Here is a 17793-nt window from a genome sequence, read left to right on the forward strand (position 1 = left end):
TCTGTAAGGTCATCACCCGATGAGGCGACAGGATGTGGTCTTGAGCGGGTCACTCGCGGCGCACAGACTGGCGCGGGCGGGTGTGTCGCCGCCCGCCGCGGCGGGAAAGCCGCGCCGCGTACCCGTTTCTCGTTCCGCCGTTTCCCGTCACCTTGCCGGCGCGTTCGCGGGCATGTCATCGGAGGGCTGCCGTGACCAAGCACATCACCCACTGGATCGACGGTGCCGCGTGGGGCGGCGTCGCGGAGCGCCGCGGCGACATCCACAACCCGGCCACCGGCAGGGTGACCGGCACGGTCGACTTCGCGTCGGTCGCCGAGGTCGACCAGGCGGTCGGTGCCGCGGTCGGGGCGTTCGCCTCCTGGCGCGAGGCGTCGCTCGCGCAGCGCACGCGGATCCTCTTCCGCTTCCGCGAACTGCTCGACGCCGGCAAGGACGACCTCGCGCGGATCATCGTCGAGGAACACGGCAAGGTGCACGCCGACGCCCTGGGCGAGGTCGCGCGCGGCCAGGAGGTCGTGGAATTCGCCTGCGGGGTCCCGCAGTTCCTCAAGGGCGGCTTCTCCGAGCAGGCCTCCACCGGGATCGACGTCCACGCGGTCCGCCAGCCGCTCGGCCCGGTGGCGGTCATCTCGCCGTTCAACTTCCCGGCGATGGTCCCGATGTGGTTCTTCCCGCTCGCGATCGCCGCGGGCAACACGGTGGTCCTCAAGCCCAGCGAGAAAGACCCCTCGGCCGCGCAGTTCCTCGCCGAGCTGTGGCAGCGGGCGGGGCTTCCCGACGGCGTCTTCAACGTCGTGCACGGCGACAAGACCGCCGTCGACCGCATCCTCGAACATCCCGACATCAAGGCCGTGTCCTTCGTCGGCTCCACCCCGGTCGCCAAGTACGTCTACGAGAACGCCACCCGGCACGGCAAGCGCGTGCAGGCCCTCGGCGGCGCCAAGAACCACATGCTCGTGCTGCCCGACGCCGACCTCGATCTGGCCGCCGACGCGGCCGTCAACGCCGGCTTCGGAGCGGCCGGAGAGCGGTGCATGGCCGTTTCCGCCCTCGTCGCCGTCGAGCCTGTCGCGGACGAGTTGATCGTGCGGATCAAGGAGCGCATGGCCGCCCTGCGCGTGGGCGCCGGCTGCGCCCCCGCGTCCGAGATGGGCCCGCTCATCACCCGGCAGCACGCCGACAAGGTCACCTCGTACGTCGACGCCGGGGTCGAGGAGGGCGCCGACCTCGTCGTCGACGGACGCGGCCACCCGATCGACGGCGACGACACCGCGGACGGCTTCTGGCTCGGACCGACACTGTTCGACAAGGTCACTCCCGAGATGTCGGTGTACACCGACGAGATCTTCGGCCCCGTCCTGTCCGTCGTCCGCGTCGCGTCGTACGACGACGGCCTGGCGCTCATCAACGCCAACCCCTACGGCAACGGGGCCGCCGTCTTCACCAACGACGGCGGCGCCGCCCGCAGGTTCCAGCACGAGGTCGAGGCCGGCATGGTCGGCATCAACGTGCCGATCCCGGTGCCCGTCGCCTACTACTCGTTCGGCGGCTGGAAGAACTCGCTCTTCGGCGACACCCACGCGTACGGCGCCGAAGGCGTGCACTTCTACACGCGCGGCAAGGTCGTCACCCAGCGCTGGCTCGACCCCAGCCACGGCGGCATCAACCTCGGTTTCCCCACGCACACCTGAGCCCCGCCATGTCAGCGCGGCGGCCCCGGCCGGGGAACGTGCCGGGCCGCCGCTCTCAGGACCAGGGCACACAGCGCCCAGCCGGCGAGCACGTCACCGAGCCAGTGGTAGCCGCACCACAGCAGCGCGAACCCGACGAGCGCGCACAGCACGCCGGCACCGGCGTACACGCGCCGCCGCGTCCGCACGGACGACACCGCGCCGACCAGCAGCGCCGCACCGCCGTAGCAGACCGCCGACGTCGCGGTATGCCCCGACGGGAAGAACCCCCACTCGCCCGACGCGATCGTCCCGCCGTCCGGACCGGGGCGCGCGATGAGGATCTTCCCGGCGACGACCGCGAGCGAGACGACGGCGACCGAAACCACCGCGGTGACCGCCAGACCGACGCGCGCGCGCCGTCCGGGGCTCCGCAGGGCGGCGAACACGTACGCGGCCGTCAGGGCGATCCCGCCCGGCAGCGGCCCGCCGAGATCCGCGAGCACGTGCATGACCCCGTCGAGCCGGTCCGGGCCCGAGGCACCGGAAAACGCGGCCAGGCCGTCGCGGACGGACTCGTCGAGCGCGACCATCGGCCCCGCGCCGAGCGCGGCCTGCACGGTCAGCACGACCAGGAGGACACCGAGCGCGATCGCCGGAAACAGCCCGTGGACAGACCACCGCCCCGGGACGGGGGGCGTTGTCCCGGGGCGGGCGCCGGCTTGCTCAAGGCCGGCCTGGGGTCGGCCGGAACCCGGACTTGGGGGTGGGCCGGGTCCGGCACCTGGGGTCCGTGCGTGCATCTCACTGAAACATACGTGGCGGGGACCCCGCGTTGTTCCCGGAATCCCTGGTCGACACAAAGCCTGCACACGTTCTCCACGCGGGACCGAAGGACCGCGATCAGACCGAAAACCAGGTGGTATGCCCGGGAACAAGGCCTTTGCAGCCTCTGGACACCGTTCGAACACGCACGCACTCTGGATTGTCCGCCGCGCGCGATGTACGGTTGTCAGCCCGGATGTGAGCGGCGTCACAACACGGGAAGATCCGGCCCCGCCGCGTGACAGGGGGCCGGGCCGACGAGGGGGCAGTCCGGCGATGTACGGCCTGGATTTGTGTGACGTGACGTCAGCGCACCGTCATCCGACCCCAGCCCGCCGTCGGTCCGCAAAGGTAGGGTTCCAAGGTGGTTGAACAGTCCGGCTACCCGTCACACCGCGTGCCGATGATCCCGGCACCGACCGCCCCGACGAGCGCTCGGCGCCTCACCACCGCGTTCGCCGACCCCCGCACGACCCCCCGCGGCAAGCGCGCCGGGGGCGCCCGGAGCATCGGCGTGGTGGTCACCAGCGATCGCCAGCTCCGCGTCGTCCGTACGATACGTCCGCACGGCCTCCGCCTCGACGGCGAGGTCGACCTCGCCAACGTCGAGATCGTCCGCCAATCCCTGCGCGCGGTCGCCGAGGACGGCGCCGAGGTCACCGTCGACGTCACCACCCTCGGCTTCATCGACGTCGCCGGCCTGCGCGTCGTCGTCGAGGCAGCGGCCGAACTCGCACGCTGCGGCGGAAACCTCCTGCTCGTCGGGACCTCCCGACAACTGCGGCGCATCCTGCGGCTGTGCGGCTGGGACACCGCCGTCGGCCTGCGGATCGGGGAACCCGGCCCGGACTGACCTCGTCCGCCGCTCGCCTCAGGCGACCCCGCGCACGGCCCCGGCGAGGACGTCCAGCCCCTCCACCAGCAGACGCTCGGGGATCACGAGCGGCGGCAGGAAGCGCAGCACGTTGCCGTACGTGCCGGCGGTCAGTACCAACAGCCCCTCGGCGTGGCACGCCTTCGCGACCGCCGCGGCGACGGCCGGGGCCGGATCCGTGGTCCCCGGCGCGACCAGCTCGACGGCGATCATCGCACCGCGCCCGCGCACCTCCCCGATCACCGGATGCGCCTCCGCGAGAGCCGACAACCGCGCCTTCATCACCGCGCCGATGCGCCGAGCGGCGGCGTCCAGGGCCGACGCGCGCATCTCCTCGATCGCGCCCAGGGCCGCGGCGCACGCCACCGGGTTGCCGCCGTACGTACCGCCCAGGCCGCCCACGTGCGCGGCATCCATGATCTCCGCCCGCCCCGTCACCGCGGCGAGCGGCAGGCCACCGGCGATGCCCTTGGCCGTCGTCACCAGGTCGGGCACGACGCCTTCGTCCTCACACGCGAACCACTGGCCGGTACGGCAGAACCCCGTCTGGATCTCGTCCGCCACGAACACGATCCCGTGCGTGCGGCAGAACTGCGCGATCCGCGGCAGAAAACCCCTCGCCGGCTCGATGAAACCGCCCTCGCCCAGGATCGGCTCGATCACCACGGCCGCCACGTTGTCCGCACCGACCTGCGTCGTGATCACGTCGATCACCTGGGCCGCGGCCTCGCGCGCACAGTTCGCCGCCCCGCCCGGCCAGCGGAACGGGTAGGCCAGCGGCACCCGGTACACCTCCGGGGCGAACGGGCCGAACGACTCCTTGTACGGCATGTTCTTCGCGGTCAACGCCATCGTCAGATTCGTCCGGCCGTGATACGCGTGGTCGAACACCACGACGGCCTGCCGCCGCGTCGCCGCCCGCGCGATCTTGACCGCGTTCTCCACCGCCTCGGCTCCCGAGTTGAACAGCGCGCTGCGCTTGTCGTGATCGCCCGGCGTCAGGCGGTTCAACTCCTCGGCCACCGCGACGTATGACTCGTAGGGCGTCACCATGAAGCACGTGTGCGTGAAGCGCTCCAACTGCTCGCGCGCCCGCCGCACCACGGGCTCGGCGCTGTTGCCGACCCCGGTGACCGCGATGCCCGAGCCGAAATCGATCAGCGCGTTGCCGTCCACGTCCTCGACGATCCCGCCCCCGGCACGCGTCACGAAGACCGGCAGGGTCGTACTGACCCCGCGAGCCACCGCCCTGCTCCGACGCTCCGTCAACTCACGGGATTTCGGCCCCGGAATCGCGGTGACGAGGCGACGCTCCTGCGGAAGCGACGGCCCACCCGGTTGCGCGGCATCCATCGGGGTCTCCTTGCTCGTGACGACGTGCTCGCAGGCTAGACATCGCGGCGGGCCACCCGACCACGCCACACCGGCACGGTGCCGTCTCCCGCCTGTGTCGGGATACGGAATGAGAATCACGATTCAGCAGTGGTCCACTACATTGAGTGCGTTTCCTGTGGGCGGGAATCGACGCGGCGGTGACGGGATGGACGTGGAACGCAAACGGGGTGCCGACGGCCGCGACACGGCCGCGCCGACGACCGGAACCGACGGCCCGGGAGGCCAGTGGTGGCACGACGCGGAGCTTGAGGAACCCGCCTTCGGAACCCCCGGCGCCGCACGGGCCCGCCCCGGCGTACCCCACCCCGCCAAACCCGAAGGCGTCACGAAAACCGGATTCGACCTGCGCGGTTGGGTCTTCGCCCCGCGTTTTCGCGAGACCCCCGGCATCTTCGCGTACGGCCGCGACGAGGCCGAACTGCGCCTCGCCGCAACCGACGCCCGCGCCCGACGCAAGCCGGACGCGACACTGGTCAGGCGGGCGTTGCTGTGGTTGGTGATCGCCCTCGCCGCGTTCGGTTGGTTCGTACAGGCGTTTGTGTGGGTCGGCACGCGGGACCTCCTCAAACCGGCCTGGCCCGTGATCGCGCCGTTCGGATGGTTCTTTTACGCCGGCTTCTTCGGCTACCTCGGCCGCTGGCACGAACTCGTGCTGCCCTACCTCGCCCCCGCACTCGAACGCCTCGACCGCCGCGCCGAGGCCAACGGCCGCCCCGACAACGAGCAATGGCAGCGTGCCGGTGTCGCCCTCGCGGTCGGGGTGGTTGCCTGGGCCATGCTGCAACGGCCTTTCGTATGGCTGCTGTTGGAGATCTTCCCGGACAGCCGGCACCAACTCCACGAACTCCAGTCGGTGATCCGCGTCGTCTACAACGGCGTGTTTGTCGCCGCCGTCGCGTACTGGGGCCGGTGGCCGGCCGTGCTGCGCCCGTACATCGCCGCCCCGCGCCCCATCGCCAAGCAGGTCGACGACGGCGAGGAGCAGGTGAACGACGACCTGTGGCCCGAGCTTCGCGACGCAGGGTTCTCGGAGGCCGCCGAGCGGCTCGACGAGGAGGCGGCGCTCGGCCGTCTCTCCGATGTCGACTACCTGCGCCTGCGCCGCGTTCTGGAGGCCGGCGACGGCGACCGCGATTACCTCGCCGATGTCGCCCGCGAGGTCGCCGAACGCGGCGCCGGCGCCTGTACGCACGGCTCCGGCGCCCGCGACGTACGCCCCCGCCGCGCCGTCCACGACCTCCTGCTCGGCCAGGTCAAGGTCGGACGCGCGACCGACGGCGAGCGCAACACCACCCCGCTGCGTGCCGTCGACTTCGCGGTGGATCCGGATGTGCTCGGGACGTCGATGGTCGTCGTCGGACCGTCCGGTGCGGGCGAGTCCGAGGCGCTCCTGGGTTCGGTGATCGAGTCGCTGAGCCTGTCGGCCCTCGCGGGTGCCGCTGCGGTCGTGGTGCTGGACGCGAAGGGCGGCACGTTCGCCCGGCCCGGCGCCTACGACATCGAGATCGTGCTCGGCGACCCCGAATCCCCCTGGGGCATCGACCCGTACGGCGCCGCCCGCGGCACCGAGGAGGCAGCCGACCGCCTGGTCACCGCCGCACTCGGCGGCGACGCCGACGACGCCCGGCTGCGCGACGGCGCCCGGACCGCGCTGCACCACGCCATCTCCGCCCACGTGGCGGCCTACGGGCACCACCCGGCGATCGCCGCGCTCCTCGACCTGCTGGACGGCCACCCGGAGACCATCGAGGCGCTGCGCACGACCCTCGCCGACCAAGGCCGCGAGGCCGAATTCGAGCGTGCGCTGCGCATGTTGGCGCGTGCCGACGAGACCTCCCGCCTTCTCGTGCAGCGCCTGTCCGTGCTCGAACGACCGGGTATCGCCGCGCTCTTCGACACCGGCCGGGAGCGCTTCGCGATGCGCCACATCGACCGCCCCGTACGCGTCCGCGTCGCCCTCAACGAAGCGCTCCACCCGGACGCCGCGCGCATCGTCGGCCGCCTGCTCGTCGGACAATTCGTGCAGGCCGCCGCGGCACGCGACCCCCGGGCGGCCGAACAGGGCGTCTTCGCCTGCCTCGTCGCCGACAACGCGGGCGCGTACGTCGACGACTACGCCGCCCAGGGCCTCGCGTGGACGCGCGGGCGCAACGCCGGCCTGCTCCTCGCGGTGCGTTCGATGGACGACTTCGCCCCCCGCCTGCGCGCCACGGTCTTCGGCGCGGTCGGCGGCAAAGCCGTCCTCCCGGGAGCCGGTCCGCGTGACGCGGAGGCCTTCGCCGAGCACTGGGGCAAGACGCTGGTCGAGGAGCGCTCCGTGACGCGTGGCGCCCCCGAAGGCGGCCCCGTCCGCAGGGCGCGCTTCGCGGTCATGGGCGCCCTCTTCGGCGAGAAGGCCGGCGGCGGCTCGGAGAGCGTCACGGTCCGCAGCGTCGAACGCTTCCGCTGGTCCCCGTCCGAAATCGCGGGCGAGCTGAGCGCCCGCCACGTGCTCTGCAGCCTGACCAACCGCGAGGGCGAGCGCACCGGTCCGGTCCTGGTCGAGCTGGACCGCCGGAGCTGACCGCTCGGCGCGCGTCGCCTCCGGTGCGACACGCCGCCGAATGGGTGACAAGGGATGACCTTCGCGGGTCGCGGGTACCTACCGGCCGGAAAAACCGGCTGGTAGCGGGCGGAATCCCCCCGAGCGGGCCGGGTACGTGTCGGGGACCCGTAAGCGAGGAGGAGACCACGCCATGGCCCTTGTCACCGAACGCGAGGCCCGCAAGGTCGCGGAAGAGGCCCGGGAGAGCGAATGGCGCAAGCCCAGCTTCGCCAAGGAGCTCTTCCTCGGCAGGTTCCGCCTGGATCTGATCCATCCGTATCCGCGCCCGAGCGCGGACGACGTCGCGCGCGGCGAGGAGTTCCTCGCGCGCCTGCGGCAGTTCCTGGAGGCCAAGGTCGACCCGACGGTCATCGAGCGCGACGCGCGCATCCCCGACGAGGTCATCCACGGCCTCCGCGACCTCGGCGCGCTCGGGATGAAGATCGACCCGGAATACGGCGGCCTCGGTCTCAGCCAGTACTACTACAACAGGGCCCTCATGCTGGTCGGCTCGGTCAGCCCGGCCGTCGGCGCCCTGCTGTCGGCGCACCAGTCGATCGGCGTGCCGCAGCCCGTCAAACTCTTCGGCACGCCCGAGCAAAAGCGCGAGTTCCTGCCCAGGGCCGCGCGCGGGATCACGGCGTTCCTGCTGACCGAGCCCGACGTGGGCAGCGACCCGGCGCGCCTGGCGACGACCGCGGTGCCCACCGAGGACGGTGAGGCGTACCTGCTCGACGGCGTCAAGCTGTGGACGACGAACGGCGTGGTCGCGGACCTCGTCGTGGTCATGGCCCGCGTCCCGAAGACGGCCGACAACAAGGGCGGCATCACCGCGTTCGTCGTCGAGGCCGACTCGCCGGGCATCACCGTCGAGAACCGCAACGCCTTCATGGGCCTGCGCGGCATCGAGAACGGCGTCACCCGGTTCCACCAGGTGCGGGTGCCCGCGGCGAACCGCATCGGCCCCGAGGGCGCCGGGCTCAAGATCGCCCTGACCACGCTCAACACCGGACGGCTGTCCCTGCCCGCGATGTGCGCGGGGCACGCGAAGTGGTCGCTGCGGGTGGCCCGCGAGTGGTCGGCGGAGCGCGAGCAGTGGGGGCTGCCGATCTCGGAGCACGAGGCGATCGCCGGGAAGATCGGCTTCATCGCGGCGACCGCCTTCGCGCTGGAGGCCGTGCTCGACCTCGCCGGCCTCATGGCCGACGAGGACCGCCGCGACATCCGCATCGAGGCGGCCCTCGCGAAGCTGTACGGGTCGGAGATGGGCTGGCGCGTCGCCGACGAACTGGTGCAGATCCGCGGCGGGCGCGGCTACGAGACCGCGGCGTCCCTCGCGGCCCGCGGCGAGCGCGGCATCCCCGCCGAGCAGATGCTGCGCGACACGCGCATCAACCGCATCTTCGAGGGCTCGACCGAGATCATGCACCTGCTGATCGCCCGGGAGGCCGTGGACGCGCACCTCTCGGTGGCCGGCGACATCATCGACCCCGAGGCGACGATGAGCCAGAAGCGCAAGGCGGCCGTCGACGCGGGCGGCTTCTACGCGAAGTGGCTGCCGAAACTGGTCGCGGGTGCCGGGCACGTCCCCACGTCCTACAAGGAGTTCGGCGACCTGGCCGGGCACCTGCGGTACGTGGAGCGCGCGTCGCGCAAGCTCGCGCGTTCGACGTTCTACGGCATGGCCCGCTGGCAGGGCCGCATGGAGCGCAAGCAGGGGTTCCTCGGCCGGATCGTCGACATCGGCGCCGAGTTGTTCGCGATGAGCGCGTCGTGTGTCCGCGCCGAGCAGCTGCGGCAGCGCGACCCCGAGCAGGGCGAATCGGCGTACGCGCTGGCGGATCTGTTCTGCCGTCAGGCGCGCGTGCGCTGCGACGAGCTGTTCGGGCGGCTGTGGACCAACACCGACTCGCTCGACACGAAGATCACCCAGCAGGTCGCGGCGGGACGGCACCGCTGGCTGGAGGACGGCGTGCTCGACCCCTCCACGCCCGGTGCGTGGATCGCCGCCGCCGACCCGGGGCCGACCAAGGCCGAGAACGTGCACCGCACCGTGACCTGAACGCCGCTCGCACGCCCGGCGCGGGAGCCGTCCCGCCGTGTTCGCCCCTCCGCTGGACGCCACCGGTCCGCGAACGCGGCGGATTCCCGCCCGGGCGTGCGACGGGAGGCTCCGTCCGACCGCCACAATGGTCGGATGGACTCCCTGGCAGACCCGTACGTCCCGTTCTCCGACCCCGACGGCAGCGCGGCGCGGCGCGACATCGTGCTGCTCGGCTCGACCGGATCGGTCGGCACCCAGACCATCGACGTCGTCAAAGCGAATCCGGACCTCTTCCGCGTCGTGGGTCTCTCGGCGGGCGGGGGCCGCGTCGACGTCCTCGCGGCGCAGGCACTCGAACTGGGGGTCGAGGTGGTCGCGGTGGCGCGGGCCACCGCCGCGCAGGACCTGCAACTCGCCTTCTACGCCGAGGCCAAGCGCCGCGGCTACGCCACCGGTTCGTACCAGGTGCCGCGCATCATCGCCGGGCCCGACGCCGCGACCGAGCTTGCCGGGCACCCGTGCGACGTCGTCGTCAACGCGATCACCGGGTCGATCGGGCTGGCCCCCACGCTGGCCGCGCTCAAGGCCGGGTCCACGCTCGCGCTCGCCAACAAGGAGTCCCTGATCGTCGGCGGCCCCTTGGTCAAGGAGGTCGCCCGGCCGGGGCAGATCGTGCCGGTCGACTCGGAGCACTCGGCGCTGTTCCAGTGCCTGCGCGGGGGCCGCTACGACCAGGTGCGCAAGCTCGTCGTGACGGCGAGCGGCGGCCCGTTCCGGGGGCGCTCGCGGGCGGACCTGGGCGATGTGACCCCGGCCCAGGCCATGGCCCACCCGACCTGGGACATGGGCCCGGTCATCACGATCAACTCGGCGACGCTGGTCAACAAGGGCCTGGAGGTCATCGAGGCGCACCTGCTCTACGACATTCCCTTCGAGCGGATCGAGGTCGTGGTGCACCCGCAGTCGATCGTGCACTCGATGGTCGAGTTCGTGGACGGTTCGACCCTCGCGCAGGCCGGCCCGCCCAACATGCGGCTGCCGATCGCGCTCGCCCTCGGCTGGCCGGACCGCGTGCCGGAGGCCGCCGCCCCGATCGACTGGACGAAGGCGCAGAGCTGGGAGTTCTTCCCGCTCGACAACGACGCCTTCCCGTCGGTCGCGCTCGCGTGCGCGGCCGGGTCGACCGGCGGCACCGCTCCCGCGGTGTTCAACGCGGCCAACGAGGAGTGCGTGGACTCGTTCGTGGCCGGTGGGCTGCCGTTCCTCGGCATCGTCGACACCGTCGCGCGGGTACTGGGCGAGCACGACGTGCGGGGGAGTGCGGGGCAAAGCCTCACACTGGAGGACGTCCTCGATGCCGAGCGGTGGGCCCGCCACCGGGCCCGCGAACTGGTCGCCGACACCTTGGGAGCTGCCCGATGACGATGGTCATGACCGTGATCGGCATCGTCGTCTTCGTGATCGGCCTGCTGTTCTCGATCGCCTGGCACGAGGCCGGGCACCTGGCCATGGGCAAGCTCTTCGGGGTCCGGGTCCCGCAGTACATGGTCGGGTTCGGCAGGACGCTGTGGTCCAAGAAGATCGGTGAGACCGAGTACGGCATCAAGGCGGTCCCGGCGGGCGGCTACTGCCGGCTGATCGGCATGTTCCCGCCGGGCGCCGACGGCAAGCTGAAGGCCAAAAGCACCTCGCCGTGGCGGACGATGGTCGAGGAGGCCCGCGAGGCGTCGTACGAAGAGGTCGTGCCGGGCGACGAAACGCGCCTGTTCTACACCCGCAAGCCGTGGCAGAAGTTCCTGATCATGCTGGCCGGCCCCACGATGAACCTCATCCTGGGCGTGGCGATCCTGGCGGGCGTGTGGATGACGTACGGCGTCATGGAGCCCGGCACCAAGGTCGCCGTGGTCACCGAGTGCGTCGTCCCGGCCAGCGAGTCGGACCGCTCGTGCCAGCCGGGGGACCAGCCGGCACCGGCCAAGGAGGCCGGCCTGCGGGTGGGCGACCGGATCGTCGAGTTCAACGGCGTCGCTGTCTCGTCGTACGACGAACTCCAGCCGCTGATCCGCAAGGCGTCGGGCCCGGCCACCGTCGTGGTCGAGCGCGACGGGCAGCGGCTGACGCTGACCCCGACGCTCGCGCAGAACCAGATGGCCAAACTCGACAAGAACGGCATGCCGATCGACGGCCAGTACGTCGAGACCGGGTTCCTCGGGTTCAGCGCCCTCACCGAGCGCAACACGCTCGGCGTCGGCGGCGTCGTGGACGAGCTGGGCTTCTACATGGACAAGTCCATCGAGGGCCTGACGCGCATCCCCGAGAAGGTACCCGCGCTGTTCGGCGCGACCTTCCAAGGCGACGAACGGCAGAAGGACTCGCCGGTCGGCATGGTCGGCGCGGCGCGGATCGGCGGCGAGGTCATGTCCGCCGACCTGCCCGTCGAATCGCGGCTGATCTTCTTCGTGCAGCTTCTCGCGATGGTCAACATCGGCCTGTTCCTGTTCAACATGCTGCCGCTGCTGCCGCTCGACGGGGGCCACATGGTGGGCGCCCTGTGGGAATCCGTGAGGCGCCGGTTCGCCCGCGTGTTCCGGCGGCCGGACCCGGGACCGTTCGACGTCGCCAAGCTGATGCCGGTGGCGTACGGGGTGGCGGTCGTCTTCATCGGCTTCACGGTGCTCGTGCTGATCGCCGACGTCGTCAACCCTGTCAAGGTGACTTAGCCGCACACAGTGTGCCGGTCCTGCAACAGATTCGCTCGGCGGGGGGCACCATCACCTGGTACCGGTCGGCGTGCCGTAGCGTTGGTGATCGGCTTCCGCCCCGTCCGAACGCCGTCGGCACGGGGCTCCGCGCAACTTTCGTCCGACCTCACACGGGATTGACTCAGCTATGACCGCGATCACTCTCGGAATGCCTTCCCTGCCGAATCGGCCGATCTCCGCGCGCCGCCGTTCGCGGCGGATCATGGTCGGCACCGTGCCGGTGGGCGGCGACGCTCCCGTCTCGGTTCAGTCGATGACCACCACGCTCACCTCGGACGTCAACGCCACGCTCCAGCAGATCGCCGAACTGACGGCGTCCGGCTGCCAGATCGTCCGCGTCGCGGTCCCCTCGCAGGACGACGCCGACGCCCTTCCGGCGATCGCGAGCAAGTCCAAGATCCCGGTGATCGCCGACATCCACTTCCAGCCCAAGTACGTCTTCGCCGCGATCGACGCGGGCTGCGCCGCCGTCCGCGTCAACCCCGGCAACATCAAGGCGTTCGACGACAAGGTGGGCGAGATCGCGAAGGCCGCGTCGGCGGCCGGGACGCCCATCCGCATCGGCGTCAACGCCGGTTCGCTCGACAAGCGGCTGCTCGCCAAGCACGGACGGGCCACGCCCGAGGCGCTGGTGGAGTCCGCGCTGTGGGAGTGCTCGCTGTTCGAGGAGCACGGGTTCCGGGACATCAAGATCTCGGTGAAGCACAACGACCCGGTCGTGATGATCGAGGCCTACCGGCAGCTCGCCGAGCGCTGCGACTACCCCCTGCACCTGGGCGTGACCGAGGCCGGGCCCGCCTTCCAGGGCACGATCAAGTCCGCCGTCGCGTTCGGAGCGCTGCTCTCGCAGGGGATCGGTGACACCATCCGCGTGTCGCTGTCCGCGCCGCCCGTCGAAGAGGTGAAGGTCGGCACCCAGATCCTGGAGTCCCTCGGGCTGCGCGAACGCGGCCTGGAGATCGTGTCGTGCCCGTCGTGCGGCCGGGCGCAGGTCGACGTCTACAAGCTCGCCGACCAGGTGACCGCCGGTCTCGACGGGCTCAAGGTGCCGCTGCGGGTCGCGGTCATGGGCTGCGTCGTCAACGGCCCCGGCGAGGCCCGCGAGGCGGACCTCGGCGTCGCGTCCGGCAACGGCAAGGGCCAGATCTTCGTCAAGGGCCAGGTCATCAAGACCGTCAAGGAATCGCAGATCGTCGAGACGCTCATCGAGGAGGCGCTGATCCTCGCCGAGCAGATGCAGAAGGACGGGGTGATCTCCGGCGACCCGGTCGTCGAGATCAGCTGACCGCGGAGTACGGAACGGCCCCGCCCGGCGGTATCGGGCGGGGCCTTCGCATGCCCGCCCGGCCCCGCCGTCACCCGTGCGGGGGAAACCATCGCCCCGGTTGAGTGACATTCCGTAGGTGTGGTGTCCCAATCCGTCACGGACCGCGAATCATCGACGGAGGCGGCGCGCGGCGCGTCGGCAGAAGGGGGCTGCTGTGCGGCGGCGCATGACGACCCGGTGTGTCGCGGCCACGGCCGCACTGCTCGCCGTCGCGGCGGGGCCGGTGGTCGCCGGGCCCGCCGACGGCACCCCCGTCGCACCGGTCCGGGTGCCCGCCGGCATCGCGTGGGGCGGCTGCCCCGCGGATCTGCCCCCCACGCTGGAGTGCGGCACACTCGACGTCCCGCTCGACCACGCCGCGCCGGACGGGCCCACGACCACCCTCGGCGTCGCCGTCGCGCGGGCGACCGGTGCCAAGCGCGGGTCGATCCTGGTCAACCCCGGTGGCCCGGGCGGCGAGGGCATGTGGCTGGCCGCCGCGGTGCAGCGCGCCCTTCCGGCCGACCTGCGGGCGAGCTACGACATCGTCGGCGTCGACCCCCGCGGCAACGGGCACAGCTCGCCGATCCGGTGCGTCGACACCGAGACCTTCGACAAGGCCCCCAAACCCGACCCCGTCCCGCGGACCGCGGCCGACGAACAAGCGCTGCTGGCACGGGCCAAGGCGTACGCGGACGGCTGTGCCGCGCGGGCCGGGCACATGCTGCCGCACCTGGGGACGGTCGCCAACGCCCACGACCTCGATGCGGTCCGCGCCGCGCTCGGTGAACCGCGGATCAGCTACCTGGGCTGGTCGTACGGCACGTATCTCGGGGCGGTCTACGGCCAGTTGTACCCCCGACGCGTCGACCGCCTCATCCTCGACAGCGTCGTCGACCCGCGTCCCGAAGGCATCTGGTACGGCGCCAATCTCGCGCAGGACATCGCCTTCCAGGCGCGGTGGCGCGACTTCACCGACTGGGCGGCGCGCCACGACGATGTGCTGGGGCTCGGCGCGCGTGCCGACGCGGTCCAGGAGGCCGCCGACCACGTCCTGGCGGGTGTGCGCGCGGCGCCCGCCGAAGGGGTGGTCGGCCCGGCCGAGGTCTCCGACATGGTCAGCGGCGCGCTCTACGACGACGGGCAGTGGCCGGAGTTGGCGCGTGCGCTGCGCTCGTACCTCGACGGCGACCCGTCGCGCCTCACCGGGCTGTACACGCCGCCGGACGCCGCCGCGGCCAACTCGACCGCGATCTACACCGCGGTCGAGTGCGTGGACGGGCCCTGGCCCCGCGACTGGGCCGTGTGGAAACGCGACGCCGACGCACTGCACCGCACACACCCGATTCTCACGTGGTCCAACACGTGGCTGAACGCACCGTGCCTGTTCTGGCCGGTCCCGGCACACGAGCCGGTCCGCGTCGACGGGCGGGGACTCTCCGGTGCGCTGCTCATCCAGGCCGCCCGCGACCCGGCGACGCCGTTGGCCGGCGCCGCGGCGATGCGGCAGTCGCTCCCGACGGCGCGGATGGTCACCGTGACCGGTGACGGGAACCACGGAGTCCTGGTCTTCGACCGGAACGAGTGTGTCGAGGACCTCGCCTACGCCTACCTGCGAGACGGCGCGCTGCCCGCGACCGACCGGATCTGCGCGGCCGGGGACGAGCCGGAACCCGGTCAGGGGAGCGCCCGGTGACGGCGGATCAGGAGACCGGGCGCACGCCCCGCGGCGCGCGCGGACGAACCGTGCGGCGCGGCACGAAGAAGCCGCGCCGGGGAACCCGCGCCCTGTTCGCCGCGTCGGCCGTCGCGCTGGCCGCGGGATCACTCGTCGCGGCGGCCGGGCACCCCGCCGCGTCCGAGGCCCGTGGCCCCTTCGCGGGCGGTACCGCCGTGACCGTCGCCGCCGACGCGTCGGCCGCCGGGCCCGTCGTGCGCTTGGGGGGAGTGCCCGCCCGGCACCCTCGACGGCGAACGCTGCGGCACGATCTCGGCCCCCTTCGACCACGACCGGCCCGGCGACGCCCGCACCCTCACCATCGGCGTCTCGCGGTCGCCCGCGACCGGGCCGGAGGCGGAACGCCAGGGCATCCTCGTCTTCAACTTCGGCGGCCCCGGAGCGCGCGCGGTCGGCAGCGCCGCGGCGTTCGCCCGAGTGCTGCCCGAACCGGTGCGGCGGGCGTACGACATCGTCGGCTTCGACCTGCGCGGGCGCGGTACCAGCAGCCGTCTCGACTGCCTGGACATGGTCACCTACGCCAAGGTTCCGAAGCCGGACACCTCGCTCGTCACCCCGGCCGGCCAGCGCGCGATCGGCGAGGCGGCCCGCGTGTTCGCCGAGGGCTGCGAGGCCGACGCGCCGGAACTGCTCCCGTACCTGACGACCCGCCAGATCGCCGGCGACCTCGACCTCGTCCGTGCGGCGTTCGGCGAGGAGGAGATCAACTACGTCGGCTACTCCTACGGCACCTACCTGGGGGCGGTCTACGCACAACTGCATCCGGACCGGGTGCGGCGCATGGTGCTCGACAGCATCGTCGACCCGACCCGGGTGTGGTACCCGGTCGGCCTCGACCAGGCGCGCGCGTTCTGGTCGCGGTGGCGGGACTGGGCGGAGTGGACGGCCGGGCACGACGCCGCGTACGGGCTCGGCACCACCCGCGACGCGGTGCTCGCGGCCTGGGACGACGCGCGCGAGGCGGTGGCCGCGACGCCGGTCGGCGGCGAATTCGGCGGCACCGAGTTCGACGCGGTGACCCTCATGAACCTCTACTCGGACCGCCAGTGGCCCCGCCTCTCCGCCGCGCTCGCCGCCTACCGCGCCGACGGCGACGCCGGGCCACTCCGCGCGCTGACGGGGACGCCCACGTCCGAGGACGAGAACACCGACTCGGTGTTCCACGCCGTCACCTGCGCGGACGCCCCCGCTCCCGACGAACTCGCGGTCTTCACCGCCGACACCGTGCGCCTCAAGGCCGCGTACGGCCACCTCGGGGCGAGCATCGCCGCCGCGGGGCCCTGCTTGCATCTGCAGAGCAACACCCGGCCGCCGGTACGGATCGGGGGCGACGACCTGCCGCCCATGCTGCTGATCCAGGGCGACCGCGACCCGGCGACGCCGTATTCGGGCGCGCTGCGCGTGCGCCGGGCCGTCCCGGCGTCGCGACTGGTGACCGTCGAAGGCAGCGGCAACCACGGCCAGTTCGTCGGCGGAGGGGAATGCGTCGACGGGACGGCCACCGCGTACCTGGCACGCGGCGAGCTTCCGGACGCCGACACCACGTGCCCCGCCCTGCCACCGCCCGAGCCGGCTTCCCGCGCCGGCGGGCCCGAGGAGACCCGCGCCGCACCGCACTTCGCACTGCCCGACCACGCCTCGGGGACAGCCGCGTTCGGGTGACACCGGGGGCGCTGCGCGCGGCGACCAGAGGCTCCGTACTCTGGTGGGGTGATCCGCGGGATGGCAGGGTGAGGTCCGTGCTCAGCTCGGCTTCCTCCAAGGTGCTCGACGGGGCCGACCTGCCCGCGATTCTCGATCTGCTGGGACGCGACCCGGTCACCAACGTGTTCGTCGCCTCCCGGGTGCACCTGGCCGGAGCCGACCCGTGGCGCCTCGGCGGGGAGCTGTGGGGCTACTACGAGAGCGGCCGGCTCGCGTCGCTGTGCTACGCGGGGGCCAATCTGGTGCCGGTGGAGGCCGGGCCCGAGGCCATAAGGTCGTTCGCCGACCGCGCGCGGCGGCAGGGGCGCCGGTGCTCGTCGATCGTCGGGCCGGCCGACGCCGCCGCGAACCTGTGGGGCCTGCTGGAGCCCATCTGGGGGCCGGCCCGCGACGTGCGGCCCGTGCAACCTTTGATGGTCGCCACCGAGCCCTCCCGCACCGTCACGCCGGACCCCCGCGTACGGCGCGTGCGCCGCGACGAGATCGACACCGTGATGCCCGCGTGCGTCGCGATGTTCACCGAGGAGGTCGGCGTCAGCCCGCTGGCCGGCGACGGAGGCGCGCTCTACCGCGCGCGGGTCGCCGAACTGGTCAACTCCGGAAGGGCGTTCGCCCGTATCGAGGACGGCCGGGTGGTGTTCAAGGCGGAGATCGGCGCCGTGACGCCGCACGCGTGCCAGATCCAGGGAGTCTGGGTCGCTCCCGAACGACGCGGCGAGGGGCTGTCGGAGATCGGCATGGCGGCCGTCCTGGATTTCGCGCTGCGTGAGATCGCCCCGATCGCGAGCCTGTACGTCAACAGCTACAACACGCCCGCCCGCGCCGCGTACCGCCGCGTCGGCTTCGCCGAGACAGGCGCGTTCATGAGCGTGCTGTTCTGACCGCGCG

12 protein-coding genes are annotated in these 17793 nt (G+C 72.2%); 10 read left to right on the plus strand and 2 right to left on the minus strand.

From position 1 onward, the window contains the following. Nucleotides 1-191: 191 nt before the first annotated feature. Nucleotides 192-1694, plus strand: coding sequence for a CoA-acylating methylmalonate-semialdehyde dehydrogenase (locus LO772_RS23675; protein ID WP_231774038.1), 1503 nt, complete (start codon nucleotides 192-194; stop codon nucleotides 1692-1694). 11 nt (nucleotides 1695-1705) lie between these two features. On the opposite strand, the gene LO772_RS23680 is transcribed toward LO772_RS23675, so the two are convergent. Next, the gene (locus LO772_RS23680; RefSeq protein ID WP_231774039.1) at nucleotides 1706-2302 is read right to left on the minus strand and encodes a phosphatase PAP2 family protein; all 597 of its coding nucleotides are present in this window, start codon (nucleotides 2300-2302) and stop codon (nucleotides 1706-1708) included. Nucleotides 2303-2862: 560 nt separating this feature from the next. Here LO772_RS23680 and LO772_RS23685 point away from each other — a divergent pair. Next, the gene (locus LO772_RS23685; RefSeq protein ID WP_231774040.1) at nucleotides 2863-3351 is read left to right on the plus strand and encodes an STAS domain-containing protein; all 489 of its coding nucleotides are present in this window, start codon (nucleotides 2863-2865) and stop codon (nucleotides 3349-3351) included. Between the two features lie 18 nt (nucleotides 3352-3369). On the opposite strand, the gene gabT is transcribed toward LO772_RS23685, so the two are convergent. Beyond that, a complete protein-coding gene (gene gabT, locus LO772_RS23690) occupies nucleotides 3370-4725 on the minus strand; it encodes a 4-aminobutyrate--2-oxoglutarate transaminase (RefSeq protein WP_231774041.1) in 1356 nt (451 codons plus the stop codon). Between the two features lie 193 nt (nucleotides 4726-4918). On the opposite strand from gabT, the gene LO772_RS23695 reads away from it, so the two are divergent. The 8 genes from LO772_RS23695 to LO772_RS23730 all read left to right on the plus strand — a co-directional run bounded on the left by LO772_RS23695 (nucleotide 4919) and on the right by LO772_RS23730 (nucleotide 17786). Further along, the gene (locus LO772_RS23695; RefSeq protein WP_231774042.1) at nucleotides 4919-7330 is read left to right on the plus strand and encodes a hypothetical protein; all 2412 of its coding nucleotides are present in this window, start codon (nucleotides 4919-4921) and stop codon (nucleotides 7328-7330) included. A 172-nt stretch (nucleotides 7331-7502) separates the two neighbouring features. Further along, nucleotides 7503-9413: an acyl-CoA dehydrogenase family protein gene (locus LO772_RS23700; protein ID WP_231774043.1), complete on the plus strand. Its 1911-nt coding sequence runs from the start codon at nucleotides 7503-7505 to the stop codon at nucleotides 9411-9413. Nucleotides 9414-9548: 135 nt separating this feature from the next. Then, nucleotides 9549-10817, plus strand: coding sequence for a 1-deoxy-D-xylulose-5-phosphate reductoisomerase (gene dxr, locus LO772_RS23705; protein WP_231774044.1), 1269 nt, complete (start codon nucleotides 9549-9551; stop codon nucleotides 10815-10817). Next, on the plus strand, nucleotides 10814-12115 hold the full coding sequence (locus LO772_RS23710) for a M50 family metallopeptidase (protein WP_231774045.1): 1302 nt from the start codon (nucleotides 10814-10816) through the stop codon (nucleotides 12113-12115). Before dxr ends, LO772_RS23710 begins: the two co-directional genes overlap by 4 nt. 169 nt (nucleotides 12116-12284) lie before the next feature. Beyond that, complete coding sequence (gene ispG, locus LO772_RS23715) at nucleotides 12285-13442, plus strand: flavodoxin-dependent (E)-4-hydroxy-3-methylbut-2-enyl-diphosphate synthase (RefSeq protein ID WP_231774046.1); 1158 nt, start codon at nucleotides 12285-12287, stop codon at nucleotides 13440-13442. A 208-nt stretch (nucleotides 13443-13650) separates the two neighbouring features. Continuing rightward, entirely contained in the window at nucleotides 13651-15159 is a 1509-nt protein-coding gene (locus LO772_RS23720; RefSeq protein ID WP_231774047.1) for an alpha/beta hydrolase, read from the plus strand. A gap of 393 nt (nucleotides 15160-15552) precedes the next feature. Next, on the plus strand, nucleotides 15553-16863 hold the full coding sequence (locus tag LO772_RS23725; RefSeq protein WP_231779691.1) for an alpha/beta hydrolase: 1311 nt from the start codon (nucleotides 15553-15555) through the stop codon (nucleotides 16861-16863). 77 nt (nucleotides 16864-16940) lie between these two features. Further along, nucleotides 16941-17786, plus strand: a complete 846-nt coding sequence (locus tag LO772_RS23730) for a GNAT family N-acetyltransferase (RefSeq protein WP_231774048.1) — start codon at nucleotides 16941-16943, stop codon at nucleotides 17784-17786. Nucleotides 17787-17793: the final 7 nt, after the last annotated feature.

It is taken from the genome of Yinghuangia sp. ASG 101, from assembly GCF_021165735.1.
GTDB lineage: Bacteria > Actinomycetota > Actinomycetes > Streptomycetales > Streptomycetaceae > Yinghuangia.

Bases quoted from the DNA above. Each gene is read 5' to 3' on its own strand.
- LO772_RS23710 (WP_231774045.1), top strand. From the start codon at position 10,814: ATGACGATGGTCATGACCGTGATCGGCATCGTCGTCTTCGTGATCGGC.
- LO772_RS23720 (WP_231774047.1), top strand. From the start codon at position 13,651: ATGACGACCCGGTGTGTCGCGGCCACGGCCGCACTGCTCGCCGTCGCG.
- dxr (WP_231774044.1), top strand. From the start codon at position 9,549: ATGGACTCCCTGGCAGACCCGTACGTCCCGTTCTCCGACCCCGACGGC.
- LO772_RS23700 (WP_231774043.1), top strand. From the start codon at position 7,503: ATGGCCCTTGTCACCGAACGCGAGGCCCGCAAGGTCGCGGAAGAGGCC.
- gabT (WP_231774041.1), bottom strand. From the start codon at position 4,725: ATGGATGCCGCGCAACCGGGTGGGCCGTCGCTTCCGCAGGAGCGTCGC.
- ispG (WP_231774046.1), top strand. From the start codon at position 12,285: ATGACCGCGATCACTCTCGGAATGCCTTCCCTGCCGAATCGGCCGATC.